This is a genomic window from Rhodanobacter sp. sgz306013 (assembly GCF_057031145.1).
In genome coordinates this window covers 79,108-92,395 of record NZ_JBXCIJ010000001.1, presented here as the reverse complement: position 1 = coordinate 92,395, position 13,288 = coordinate 79,108, and the positions used below count along the sequence as shown (strand labels likewise).

Here is a 13,288-nt window from a genome sequence, read left to right as displayed (position 1 = left end):
GTGGCTCAGCGCAGGGCTTCGCGCAACAGCGGCGCGAGTTGCTCCGCTTCCTTGAGGAAGGCGTCGTGGCCGTAGGGCGACTCCAGTACTTCCAGCGTGGCCGGGCCGCGCAGGCGGCGCTGCAGCTCGCAGAGGTCGGCCAGCGGCACCAGCCGGTCGGAGGGAAAGCCGATCAGGGTGGCCGGCAGCGGCACACGCTCCGGCTCCACATCGTGCAGGTCGATGGACTCGGACAGCGCGAGGAAGCGCTCCGCGTCGAAGCGCTCGACGAAGCGCCGTCCCTGGTGTTCCAGGTAATCCTCGACCGGGAAGTGGAAGCGGTCGCCGCGCCATTCCGGTTCGCCGGCAAAGCGGCGGCCGAACTCGGCGCTGCCGCGGTAGGTGGTCATCGCCAGCTGGCGCGCCAGCGCCAGCGCCTCGTCCAGCCGGCCGCTCTGCTGGCCAAGGCGCACGATGCCGCGCTGCACGCTGCGCTGCGCAGTGGACAGCGGATGGGCACGGTGCGCGCCGCACAGCAGCACCAGCCGTTCCGCCCGTTGCGGATGCCGCGCGGCAAAGGCCAGCGCCACCATCGCGCCGTAGGACGAACCCACGAAGGCCTGTGCGCGGGCGATGCCCAGCGCATCCAGCAACGCTGCCAGCGCGTCGGCCTGGTCCTCGCTGGAAATGGTGCTGACGCCGAGTTCGGCGGGGACCAGCCAGTCGATCGCCAGCACGCGGTAGCGCGCAAGATCGATCGCCGCCTCCTCGGCCACCAGCGCCTGCCACCAGCCCGGCGCAGCACCCGCCGGGGCGGTGACGTCGCGGTCGGCGGAGATGCCGCCCTGCACGATGACAGTGGGCGCGTCCGGCGCGCCGCACCACAGATAGCGCACATCGACGTCGCACGGGCCGTTGCCGTACTTCGGGGACAGCACGATCCTCCGCGTGCCGCGCTGGTCGGCGAGCCCGTTGCGCGCGCGCGGTGCGGCCGGGTGGTGGACCACCTCGGCGGTGCATGCGATGCGGGTTTCGGGCAGCTGGCTCATGTGTCTCTCCGTTCGGCATCGCCCTGCGGATGCCGGAGAGGAGCCCCGCGCGTACGGCACGTCGCCGCCTGCGCAAGCCGCCCATCTGCCGGGGCGCCAGGGCGCCGCCGCAGGAGTTGGCACCGTCGCGGAACATTCCGCAGGTTGCCCCGGCTTCAAAGGGCCTGTCCCTCAGCCGGTCTCGATGAGTGGCAGCGATATTGCCGGCACCCTGGAAGACTGTCAATAGACGTCTAAACGTCTGGACGCTTATATGCATATTCGTGATATGTATTTGCCGTCTGCACGAAGTGCGGCGCAGGCTGGCAGGGCCGTTCGCAGAGGAACAACCCGATGAGCCTGCAGCTGGGCGACACCGCCCCCGATTTCACCCTCGACTCCACCGTCGGCACGGTGCGCTTCCACGACTACGCGGGAGACCATTGGGTGGTGTTCTTCTCGCACCCGAAGGATTTCACCCCGGTGTGCACCACCGAGCTCGGCGCATTCGCCGGCCGCAAGGCGGAGTTCGATGAGCGCAACACGAGGCTCATCGGCCTGTCGGTGGATTCGGTGGCCGACCATCACGGCTGGGCAAAGGACGTGGCCGACGTGGGCGGGGTGGAGATCAACTATCCGCTGCTGGCCGATCCGGACCTCGAAGTCGCCAGGATCTACGGAATGTTCCATCCCAAGGCCGATCCCAAGGTCACCGTGCGCTCGGTGTTCGTGATCGACCCGCAGAAGAAAGTGCGGCTGATCCTCACCTATCCGCCGAGCGCCGGGCGCAATGTGGACGAGGTGCTGCGGGTGCTCGATTCGCTGCAGCTCACTGACGGTCGCAAGCTCACCACGCCGGTGGACTGGCAGCCGGGCGACGACGTGATCATCGCACCCTCGGTGTCGGACGAGGATGCACGCAAGCTGTATCCGGATGGCTGGCGCACGCTGAAGCCCTACCTGCGCCTGGTGCCCGCGCCGGTCGCATGAACACTCTTTCCGTAGCGGCGCACAGGGTGCGCTCCTGCGGGCCTGCCCGGGCGACGTATCCCGGTTCGCGAATGAGCCCTCGACCATGAGCATCCAAGCCGATTTCTCCTCCAGCGTGGGCCGCACCCCGCTGATCCGCCTGCGCCACGCCAGCGCGCTCACTGGCTGCGAGGTGCTGGCCAAGGCGGAGCTGCTGAACCCCGGCGGCTCGATCAAGGACCGCACCGCGCTGGGTCTGGTGCTGGACGCGGAGCGGCGCGGCGAACTCCTGCCCGGCGGCACCATCGTGGAGGGCACAGCGGGCAACACCGGCATCGGCCTGGCGCTGGTCGGCGCCAGCCGCGGCTACCGCACGGTGATCTTCATGCCGGAAACGCAGAGCGCGGGAAAAATCGCCGCACTGCGCGTCACCGGTGCCGAGGTGCAGCTGGTACCCGCCGTGCCGTACAAGGACCCCAATCACTACGCCCACCACGCGCGGCGCCATGCCGAGGCACTGAATGCCGCACGGCCCGGCAGCGCGTGGTTCGCCAACCAGTTCGACAACACCGCGAACCGCGACTGGCACGCCGCCACCACCGGCGTGGAGGTCTGGGAGCAGACCGGCGGCCAGGTGGACGGCTTTGTCTGCGCCGCCGGCACCGGGGGCACCCTGGCTGGCGTGGGCCACGCGCTGAAGGCACGCCGGCCGCAGGTGCGCATCGCTCTGGCCGACCCGGCCGGCTCCGCGCTGGCCAACTACGTGCGCACCGGCGAACTGGCAGCCCGCGGCAACTCGATCAGCGAGGGCATCGGCTCCAGCCGGGTCACCGCGAACTTCGACGGTGCACCGGTCGACCTCGCCTGGTCGATTCCCGACGACGAATCCGTACCGCTGGCGCACCGCCTGTTGCATGAGGAAGGCTGGTGCGTGGGTGGCTCCAGTGGCGTGAACATCGCCGGCGCGATCCGGCTCGCCCGGGCGCTCGGCCCGGGCCACACCATCGTCACCGTGCTCGCCGACGCCGGCACACGCTACCAGGCCAAGCTGTTCAATCCCGCCTTCCTGCGCGAGAAGGGCATTCCGGTGCCGCCATGGCTGGAGCAGGCGTTTCCGGGAGAGACTCCAGCCAGGCCGCAGGCGAGGATCGTGCATCGCGCGTTCGCCAAGGCGCTCTGAGCACCGCCCGCAAACCGCCACGTGCGGGCCAGTGCCGCTTCAGGCCAGGGATGCTAGCGTGCGCGCATGAACGCCCCCACGCCTCCCGATCTGCGCGTCGCCCTGCGCCGCGACGGCTACACCTTCGTCACCGCCGAGGCCATGCGCGACCTGCTCGACGCGGCCACGCTCGCCGACTGGCCTGCGTTCGCCGCGAACTGGAACGATCTGGGCGACGACCGCTATCTCGCCGCCCGCGGCCGCCATCGCCGACGGCGCCACGCGGTCTTCACCGCCAGCACCGACGGCGCGATCCGCCGGGAGCCACACCAGCCGCATTACCAGAGCCTCGCCTACAACACGCTGCAGGGCGGCATCGAGCGCTGGTTCGAGCCGGTCGAGCCGGCCGTCGCGGACAGCGCCAGCCTGCAACGCATCCTTGCTTTCTGCCGCGACGGTTTCGGTGCGCTGGCGCCGGAGGTGCGGCAATGGCACATCGAGGTGCACCAGTTCCGCATCGAGGCACGCGCCGACGAGGCGGGCGAACCCACTCCCGAGGGCGTGCACCGTGACGGCGTGGACTACGTGCTGGTGCTGCTGGTCGACCGCGAGAACATCGAGCGCGGCACCACCACCATCCACGCGCCCGACGGCCGGGAACTTGGCCAGTTCACGCTCGCCCGCGCCTTCGACGCCGCCCTGGTCGACGACCGCCGCGTATTCCACGGCGTCACCCCGGTGGTGCCGAAGGATCCGGCACGGGCCGCGCACCGCGACGTGCTGGTGGTGACGTTCAAGGCGACCTGAATCCCCCCTGCGCGCCGGCGATCCATCCCCCTGCCCGAGGATTTCCTCCCATGCCTTTCCGACCGTTGCAACGTGCCTGCGCGCTTGCCCTGCTGCTCGCCGTCGCCCAGGCGGCCTTCGCCCAGACGCCTGCCACCGTGCAGTTGCAAGACCTCACCTGGACCGAACTGCGCGCGCAGATCCACGCCGGCAAGACCACCGTCATCATCCCCATCGGCGGCACCGAACAGAGCGGCCCCTACATCGCGGTGGGCAAGCACAACCGACGTGCCACGGTGCTGGCACAACGCATCGCCGAAGGACTTGGAAATGCGCTGATGGCGCCGACCGTGTCCTACGTGCCCGAAGGCGGCTACGCGCCGCCGACCTCGCACATGCGCTTCCCCGGCACCATCACGATCCCGGACGGCACCTTCGAGCAGTTGCTGGCATCGGCCGCGAACAGCTTCGCCGTGCACGGCTTCCGCAACATCGTGTTCCTGGGCGACCACGGCGGCTACCAGAAGGACTTGCAGCACGTCGTGGCGCAACTCAACCGGCAGTGGGCCGGCAGGCCGGCGCGCGCCTTCGCGCCGGCCGAATACTACGCGGCCAGCTCCACCGGCTATGCGCAGATCCTGCGCCAGCACGGCATCCGCGAGGACGAGATCGGTACCCACGCCGGGCTGGCCGACACCTCGCTGCAGCTGGCGGTGGCGCCGCAGATGGTGCGGCTGGAACGCCTGCGCCACGCACCGAAACCCGGCGCGGCGGACGGCGTCTACGGCGGCGACCCGCGCCGTTCCAGCGCGGCTCTGGGCCAGCTCGGCGTCGATGCGATCGTGGTGCGCACGGTCGAGGCGATCCGTCGCGACACGGCTGGGCGATAATGCAGCACTCCCATCCCCGAATTCCCTTCCCCCTCCAGCGAACCGTCATGTCCCACGCATCCCTGAGTCTTCCGCGCCTCGTCCTGCTGGCCGGCGCCGCCCTGGCCGGCCTCGGCGCCGCCCCGCTGGCCGCTGCCGCATCCCGGGTCCGGACCGTTCCCGGCATGCCGCCGGTACTGAACCCCGCCAACCTGTACAGCGAGGCCGGCGCCGGCCACTTAAGCCCCGCCGTGGCCGGCGACCTGGCGCGCATCTACGTGCCGAACCTGCGCGGCGACAGCGTCTCCGTGATCGACCCCGCCACCTACAAGGTGGTCGAGACGTTCAAGGTCGGGCAGAGCCCGCAGCACGTGGTGCCGTCGTGGGACCTGAAGACCTTGTGGGTCACCAACAACGCCGAGGGCCACACCGACGGCAGCCTCACCCCGATCGACGCACGTACCGGCAAGCCGGGCGCCGCGATCGCGGTGGACGACCCGTACAACATGTATTTCACCCCTGACGGCAAGCAGGCCATCGTGGTGGCCGAGGCGCACGCGCGGCTGGACTTCCGCAACCCGCATACGATGGCGCTGGAATCCAGCCTGCAGGTACCCGGCTGCAAGGGCATCAACCACGCCGACTACTCGATCGACGGCAGCTACGCGATCTTCACCTGCGAGTTCGGCGGCCGGCTGGCGAAGATCGACATCGTCCACCGCAAGGTGCTGGGCTACCTGCAGCTGGACAGACACGGCATGCCGCAGGACATCCGCGTCTCGCCCGACGGCAAGCTGTTCTACGTGGCCGACATGATGGCCGACGGCGTGTTCCTGATCGATGGCGACAGCTTCACCAAGGTCGGCTTCATCAGGACAGGCGTGGGTACCCATGGCCTGTACCCGAGCCGCGACGGCAGCAGGCTCTATGTCGCCAACCGCGGCTCGAACAAGATCCACGGGCCGCGCCACGGCAAGGGCAGCGTGTCGGTGATCGACTTCGCCACCCGCAAGGTGGTCGCCAACTGGCCGATCCCCGGCGGCGGCAGCCCTGACATGGGCAACGTCAGCGCCGACGGCAGGACGCTGTGGTTGTCCGGCCGCTTCGACGACGTGGTCTACGCCATCGACACCACCACCGGCAAGGTGCGCAAGATCAAGGTCGGCGCCGAGCCGCACGGCCTGGCGGTGTGGCCGCAGCCGGGCCGCTACTCGCTGGGGCATACCGGCATCATGCGCTGAGCCGCCCGCTCCGATAACGCCGCGCCATGTCCCGGACGTTCGAACGGCGCCTGCTCATCCGTGCGGGCGTCGCCGACACCTGGGAAATCCTGACCCGGATCGATGCCATGAAGGCATGGATGGGCGGAGACGATTTCGGCGTCGAGGTCGAAACTTCCTGGGTGCCGGGCAGCTCGTTCACGGTGCGCGGCTTTCACCACGCACCGTTCGAGAACACCGGCAAAGTGCTGGAATTTGTTCCGCCGGGGCGGCTTGCCTACACGCACCGAAGCTCGCTGTCGCGATTGCCTGACCATCCGGACAGCTACACCACGCTCCGTTTCGACCTGCAAAGCGCAGGCGGATGGACGTCGCTCGCCCTGACGGCAAGCGGGTTCCCGACCGAATCGGTTTTCCGGCACCTGCGTTTCTACTGGGGCGGCACCCTGGATGTGCTGAGGCGGCATGTGGAACGGGCCCAGACAGGCCGCGATGCTGCGGGCCCATGCCGCCCATCGCCCGGCGCCAGCCGGGATGATGCGGCCTGACCCGCCGGCGACCCGTGCAACCCGAGCTACAATGGCGGGTTCGATCATCGACTATTCCTCCATACGTCCATGTCCACCCACCTCGCCGAAACCCGCCGCCGCCGTACCTTCGCCATCGTCAGCCACCCTGACGCGGGCAAGACCACGCTGACCGAAAAGCTGCTGCTGTTCGGGGGCGCCATCCAGATGGCCGGTTCGGTGAAGGGCCGCAAGGCGGCCCGCCACGCCACCTCCGACTGGATGGCGCTGGAGAAGGAACGCGGCATCTCGGTGACCTCCTCGGTGATGCAGTTCCCGTACGAGGGCAAGATCGTCAACCTGCTGGACACGCCCGGCCACGCGGACTTCTCCGAGGACACCTACCGCGTGCTCACCGCGGTGGACTCGGCGCTGATGGTGATCGACTGCGCCAAGGGCGTGGAGGAACGCACGATCAAGCTGATGGAGGTGTGCCGCCTGCGCGACACGCCGATCATGACCTTCGTCAACAAGCTCGACCGTGAAGGCAAATCGCCGATCGAGCTGTTGGACGAGGTGGAATCCGTGCTCGGCATCGCCTGTGCGCCGCTGACCTGGCCGATCGGCATGGGCAAGCGGCTGAAGGGCGTGTATCACCTGCTGCTCGACGAGGTGCACCTGTTCGAGCAGGGCAGGAACTTCACGCGGCAGGATTCCACCATCTTCAAGGGCCTGGACGCGCCGGGGCTGGAAGCGGCCATCGGCAACGAGGCGCTGGCCGAGCTGCGCGAGGAGCTGGAACTGGTGCAGGGCGCCGCGCCCTCCTTCGATCTCGACGACTACCTCGCCGGCAGGCTCACCCCGGTGTTCTTCGGCTCGGCGGTGAACAACTTCGGCGTGCAGCTGCTGCTGGACTTCTTCGTCGAGCACGCGCCCTCGCCGCGCCCGCGCGCCACCACCACGCGCGAGGTGCAGCCGGAGGAGGAAAAACTCACCGGCTTCGTGTTTAAGATCCAGGCGAACATGGACCCCGCGCACCGCGACCGCGTCGCCTTCATGCGCGTCTGCTCGGGTACCTACACCGCCGGCATGAAGATGGTGCAGACTCGCACCGGCAAGGAAGTGCGCATCGCCAACGCGCTGACCTTCATGGCCTCGGACCGCGAGATCGTGGAAACCGCCTATCCGGGCGACGTGATCGGCCTGCACAACCACGGCACGATTTCCATCGGCGATACCTTCACCGAGGGGGAGCCGGTGAGCTTCACCGGCATTCCCAACTTCGCGCCCGAGCTGTTCCGCCGCGCGCGCCTGCGCGATCCGCTGAAGATGAAGGCGCTGCAGAAGGGCCTGGCGCAGCTGTCGGAAGAAGGCGCCACCCAGTTCTTCCGTCCCTTGATGTCGAACGACCTGATCCTCGGCGCGGTGGGCGTGCTGCAGTTCGACGTGGTGGCCTACCGGCTCAAGGACGAGTACGGCGTGGACGCCGTGTTCGAGCCGGTGACCGTGGCCACCGCGCGCTGGATTCACTGCACGGACGAGAAGAAGCTGGAGGAGTTCCGCGAGAAGAACGCGATGAACCTCGCCATCGACGCCGCCGGCGAGCTGGTCTACCTGGCGCCCTCGCGGGTGAACCTGCAGCTGGCGCAGGAGCGCTCGCCCGCGGTCCGCTTCTCGGCCACCCGCGAGCATGCGACGTCCGTGGAGCTGTAAGAGCCTGTTCAATGTCTCCGCGTAGCTCGCGTTGCCATCGAATGGCCGTCAGGTGGTGGCGCGTGACGCAGCGCCTGCCTGGCTGGCAGGCCAAGCTGCGCGCTGCCGCATGGCGGCCATTCGGGGGCAACCCGAAGGGCCGGGTCTGTTTGCCCGCATCCCTGTGTCATCACTCGGTCGTGGACGGACGTCCACTCCTCGCTTCCCGACGCCGAGTCCATCCATGGACTCCCCCCGCGTGCCCTCCTTCTTTCTTGGTCTGTGCGCAAACAGCTCCCGGCGCGGGCCATACGGAGACATTGAACAGGCTCTAAGCCGCGGCGCGTGGCGGAAGTCACGCAGACGGATTGCCGCGCGGCCGCTAGGCTTTGCGGCACTTCGTCCAGGGGATTGCACGCATGAATGGCACGCTGCCGCTCGCCTACGCCACGCCGGCCCAGGCTTCCTCATGGAAGCGCTGGTTGGTGTACTCGCCGCTGGCGCGCATCGCGATCTTCCTGCTGCTGTTCCTCGTGCTGAACCGATCCAGCTCGGCACTCTTCCACGTGCTCATGCAGGGCATGGCCAAGAGCCCGATGAAGTCAGCGCTTGGCTATCTCGTGGTCGTCCTGGTGCCGGCGGTCGTCACCTACGCGTTCCTGGTGCGCGTCGTCGAGCGCCGCAGGCTGGACGAACTGGCACTGCGTCGCTGGCCCGATGCGCTGCGCGGCCTGCTGGCGGGCAGCCTGCTGTTCAGCTCCGTGGTGGGCACGCTCTGGCTGCTGGGCAGCTATCACGTCGTCGGTTTCAATCCCCATGCCGACTGGCTGCCGTCCCTGCTGCTCGCCGGTATCGGTGCCGGCATCGGCGAAGAGATCCTGTTTCGCGGCGTGCTGTTCCGCGTCACCGAGGAAGGCCTGGGCACCTGGGCGGCGCTGCTGATCTCCGCGCTGTTCTTTGGCTTCGCCCATGCCTCCAACCCCGGCGCCACCGTGTGGAGTTCGACGGCCATCGCGATCGAGGCGGGCCTGCTGTTCGGCCTGCTCTACCACGTTACCCGCTCGCTGCCGATCTGCATGGGCCTGCATGCGGCCTGGAACTTCTGCCAGGGCACGGTCTACGGCATCCCGGTCTCCGGCCTGAAGGCCGACGGCTGGCTGGTGTCCACGCGCACCGGCCCGGACTGGCTCAGCGGCGGCGTGTTCGGTGCCGAGGCCTCGGTGGTGGCGATGGCGCTTTGCCTGCTGTGCTCGACCGCCCTGCTGGCAGTGGCGCTGCGGCAACGCTCGCTGGTGCCTCCCGGCTGGCGGCGGCGCTGATCCCGAACGGGCGCGGGCTATGGCCGGGCGCCCGCAGCGGTTACCCTGTGCGCGATACCCCCCCGCGCACGGCAGGGATGTGCGACGGCCGCAGCTCCGAACCGTTCGGCGACACCATCATGCCCGCGACGCCCCGCACGACGCCCCGCAAGTACTCCTGGCTGGCGAACCAGCCGATCCAGCGCAAGATCCAGCTGGCCATCGCGCTGCTGCTCGTCGTCTCGCTGGCCACCAACCTGCTCACGCTGGATTCGCTGCGCCAGCAGGACGTGGCGCGGCACTGGTACGTGCATACCTACACCGTCCTGCGGCAGATCGACGAGATCCACGACGCGACCAAGACCGCCCAGGTCGGCGTGCGCGGCTATCTGCTGACCGGGCACACCGAGGAACGCGACGCCTACCTGGCCAGCATGCAGGCGTTCGACGGACAGGTCCGCCAGCTCCGCACACTGGCCGCCGACAACTCGCTGCAGCAGACACGCATCGACCGGCTCGAAGCTGCGATCGCGCAATGGAGCCAGGAGGTGACCGATGGCGTGACGATGCCAATGGCGCGCCTGGGCACACTGGATCCGGCGCAGCAGGCGGCGGAACTCCAGCGCATCCGGACCGCCTACATGGACCGCCGCTCGGTGCGTGCCGCCAACATCCTCGACCTGCTCACCCAGATGACCCGCGAGGAACAAGGCCTGCTGGCCAGCCGCACCACGCGCCTGGGTACCCTGGTGACCCGGACCCGCGTGATCGATGCCGTGGTCACCCTGCTCATGCTGCTGCTCGGCTGGTGGGTGATTTCGCTCTGCTTCCGCCTGATCACCCGGCCGCTGCGGCGCATCACCGACCAGATGACCCGGCTGGCCGCGCACGACCACGAGGTCGAGATAAGACAGCTGGAGCGCGGCGACGAGATCGGCGAGATCGCCCGCGCACTGCAGGTGTTCAAGGAGATGGCGATCGAGACGTACGCCAACGCCCGGCTGAAGAGCCAGGTCGCGGCGATCTCGCAGCAGTTGCAGGAGGCCACCACCCACCGTGCGTTCGCCGAGCAGCTGACCGGCGAACTGATGCCCCTGCTCAAGGCTGGCGTCGGCGTGCTCTACCTGCACGACGAAGCCAGCGGGCGGCTCGACCTGATCGGCAGCTACGGCCTGCGGCTGGGCGCCCACCCCGCCGTGCGCTATCTGCCGGGCGAGGGCCTGGTCGGCCAGTGCGCGCTGAGCCACCGGCCGATCGAACTGGATCACCTGCCCGACGACTACCTGCGCATCGACTCCGGCAGCGGCAACGCGCTGCCGCGCCACCTGCTGATCCTGCCCGTGCTGCTGCGCGACCGCCTGATCGGCGTGCTCGAATTCGCCGGCTTCGAGGCGCCGACTTCGCTGCAGCGGCAACTGCTGGAGCAACTGCTGCCGGTGATCGCGCTGTCGCTGGACAACCTCAACCGCGCGGTGCACACACAGGATCTGCTGGAACAGACCCAGGAGCAGGCCGACCAGTTGCGCATCGGCAGCATCACCATGCGCCAGCAGCAGGAAGCGTTGCGCGAGTCGCACGACACCCTGGAGGCGAAGACCCTGGAGCTGGAGGAACAGTCGCAGCGCCTGCTGGTCTCCGAGGAGGAGTTGCGTGTGCAGGCGGAAGAGCTGCAGTCCTCGAACGAGGAGCTGCGCCTGCAGAGCGACACCCTGCAGGAACAGAAGCGCACGCTGGAGGCGCTGCAGGCGGAGACCGCCGAGAAAGCGCGGGAACTGGCGCGCGCCAGCCAGTACAAGAGCGAGTTTCTCGCCAACATGTCGCACGAGCTGCGCACGCCGCTGAACAGCCTGCTGATCCTCTCGCGCAGCCTCGCCGAGAACGCCGGCGGCCGGCTGGACGCGGAGGAGGTCGAATCGGCGCGGATCATCCACGACGCTGGCAGCAGCCTGCTGCGCCTCATCAACGACATCCTCGACCTGTCCAAGATCGAGGCCGGCAAGATGGAGCTGGCGCTGGACGACTACGCGCTGGAGGACCTCGCCCGCAGCCTGCGCCGCAACTTCGACCACGTGGCCCGCGACAAGCGGCTGGACTTCGCCGTGGAGCTGGCCGACGGCCTGCCCGCGCGCATCCACACCGACCCCGGCAAGCTGGAGCAGATCGTCAACAACCTGCTGGCGAACGCGTTCAAGTTCACCGCCAGCGGCTCGGTGCAGGTGCGCATCGCGCGGCCGGCCGCCGACCTGCCGCGGCCCGCCGCGCTGGCGGAGCAGCGGCTGCTGGCGATCAGCGTGCGCGACACCGGCATCGGCATTCCCGCCGACAAGCTGGAGAAGGTGTTCGCCGCGTTCGAGCAGGTCGACGCCAGCACCAGCCGGCAATACGGCGGCACCGGCCTCGGCCTCAGCATCTCGCGGCGCATGGCCGCCCTGCTCGGCGGCGACATCGTGCTGTGCAGCGCAAGCGGCATCGGCAGCGAATTCACCCTGCTGTTGCCGGAGCACAGCGTGGCCACCGCGCCGGCGGCAGCCACGGAGGCGCCGACGGCCGCCGCAACCGTGCGGCAGCCGTCCGGCCCCGTGCTGCTGCCGGGCAGCCTGCCCGACGACCGCGAACGGATCGCTCCCGGCGACTCGCCGATCCTGATCGTCGAGGACGACCCCGCGTTCGCGCGCATCCTCGCCGACATGGTGCGCCAGAAGGGCCATCCGATGCTGCTCGCCGCCAACGGCGAGAGCGGGCTGGAGCTGGCCCGCCGCTACCACCCGCTGGGCATCCTGCTCGACGTGATGCTGCCGGGCATCGACGGTTGGACGGTGGCCGAACGGCTCAAGGCCGACCCGGCCACGCGCGCCATCCCGGTGCACTTCCTCTCCGCCGCCGACGGCGCCGAGTACAGCCGCGAGCTCGGCGCGGTGGGCTTCCTCACCAAGCCGGTCAGCCGCGAGCAGATCAACGAGGCGGTCGAACGCCTGCTGCACGTGGCGCGCGACCGCACCCGGCGCCTGCTGGTAGTGGACGACGACGCGGCCGAGCGCAGCGCGTTGCGCAACCTGCTGCGCCAGGAAGGCGTCGAGATCGACGAGGCCGCCTCCGCCGAGCAGGCGCTGGAACGGATCGCGGCCGGTGCCTACGACTGCATCGTGCTGGACCTTGGCCTGCCCGGCCTGGATGGCCTGGAGCTGCTGGAACGCCTCGCCGCAGGCGGTGGGGTGCCGCCGGTGGTGATCTATTCCGGGCGCGACCTCAGCCGCGAGGAAAACCTGCGCATCCGCCAGTACACCGACAGCATCGTGATCAAGGGCGAGCGCTCGCCCGACCGGCTGCTGGACGAGGTCAGCCTGTTCCTGCACCGCATCCGTCAGCAGCCGGCCGCCGGCGCGGCGGAGGTCGCCGACGGGCTGCAGGGCCACCACGTGCTGCTGGTCGACGACGATATGCGCAACCTGTTCGCGCTGTCCAAGGTGCTGCGCGGCTGGGGTCTCAAGGTCAGCATGGCGCAGGACGGCCCGCGGGCGCTGCGCGCGCTGGACGAGGACGCTGCGCCGGAGCTGGTGCTGATGGACGTCATGATGCCTGGCATGGACGGCTACGAAGCGATCCGGCAGATCCGCGCGCAGCCGCGCTTCGTGCAGCTGCCGGTCATCGCGCTCACCGCCAAGGCGATGCGCGGCGACCGCGAACAATGCCTGGCGGCCGGCGCGAACGACTACCTCTCCAAGCCGGTCGACCTCGACAAGCTCAACTCGATGATCCGCGTCTGGCTGCGTCGTTGAGGCCAG

Annotated in this window: 10 protein-coding genes and 1 riboswitch; of the genes, 9 read left to right on the top strand and 1 reads right to left on the bottom strand. The window is 69.1% G+C overall.

Annotation, left to right across the window (positions count from 1 at the left end; translation table 11 throughout):
* Positions 1–5: 5 nt before the first annotated feature.
* The gene (gene metX / locus AC2EWF_RS00380) at positions 6–1,028 is read right to left on the bottom strand and encodes a homoserine O-succinyltransferase MetX (RefSeq protein WP_483637390.1); all 1,023 of its coding nucleotides are present in this window, start codon (positions 1,026–1,028) and stop codon (positions 6–8) included.
* A gap of 78 nt (positions 1,029–1,106) precedes the next feature.
* Positions 1,107–1,219: riboswitch (SAM riboswitch) on the bottom strand.
* Between the two features lie 142 nt (positions 1,220–1,361).
* Here metX and AC2EWF_RS00375 point away from each other — a divergent pair.
* The 9 genes from AC2EWF_RS00375 to AC2EWF_RS00335 all read left to right on the top strand — a co-directional run bounded on the left by AC2EWF_RS00375 (position 1,362) and on the right by AC2EWF_RS00335 (position 13,282).
* Positions 1,362–1,997, top strand: a complete 636-nt coding sequence (locus tag AC2EWF_RS00375) for a peroxiredoxin (RefSeq protein WP_483637389.1) — start codon at positions 1,362–1,364, stop codon at positions 1,995–1,997.
* 85 nt (positions 1,998–2,082) lie between these two features.
* Positions 2,083–3,156: a cysteine synthase A gene (locus AC2EWF_RS00370; RefSeq protein ID WP_483637388.1), complete on the top strand. Its 1,074-nt coding sequence runs from the start codon at positions 2,083–2,085 to the stop codon at positions 3,154–3,156.
* A gap of 66 nt (positions 3,157–3,222) precedes the next feature.
* Positions 3,223–3,942, top strand: a complete 720-nt coding sequence (locus tag AC2EWF_RS00365) for a 2OG-Fe dioxygenase family protein (RefSeq protein ID WP_483637387.1) — start codon at positions 3,223–3,225, stop codon at positions 3,940–3,942.
* Positions 3,943–3,992: 50 nt separating this feature from the next.
* Positions 3,993–4,811, top strand: coding sequence for a creatininase family protein (locus tag AC2EWF_RS00360; RefSeq protein ID WP_483637386.1), 819 nt, complete (start codon positions 3,993–3,995; stop codon positions 4,809–4,811).
* 47 nt (positions 4,812–4,858) lie between these two features.
* Positions 4,859–6,031 (top strand): YncE family protein, encoded by a 1,173-nt coding sequence (locus AC2EWF_RS00355; protein ID WP_483637385.1) that lies wholly within the window; start codon positions 4,859–4,861, stop codon positions 6,029–6,031.
* A 26-nt stretch (positions 6,032–6,057) separates the two neighbouring features.
* The gene (locus AC2EWF_RS00350; protein ID WP_483637384.1) at positions 6,058–6,558 is read left to right on the top strand and encodes an SRPBCC family protein; all 501 of its coding nucleotides are present in this window, start codon (positions 6,058–6,060) and stop codon (positions 6,556–6,558) included.
* 69 nt (positions 6,559–6,627) lie between these two features.
* Complete coding sequence (locus AC2EWF_RS00345) at positions 6,628–8,229, top strand: peptide chain release factor 3 (RefSeq protein WP_483637383.1); 1,602 nt, start codon at positions 6,628–6,630, stop codon at positions 8,227–8,229.
* Positions 8,230–8,627: 398 nt separating this feature from the next.
* Positions 8,628–9,527 carry a lysostaphin resistance A-like protein gene (locus AC2EWF_RS00340; protein ID WP_483637382.1) on the top strand — a complete coding sequence of 300 codons (900 nt, stop codon included), beginning with the start codon at positions 8,628–8,630 and terminating at the stop codon, positions 9,525–9,527.
* A gap of 119 nt (positions 9,528–9,646) precedes the next feature.
* On the top strand, positions 9,647–13,282 hold the full coding sequence (locus AC2EWF_RS00335; RefSeq protein ID WP_483637381.1) for a response regulator: 3,636 nt from the start codon (positions 9,647–9,649) through the stop codon (positions 13,280–13,282).
* Positions 13,283–13,288 lie beyond the last annotated feature (6 nt).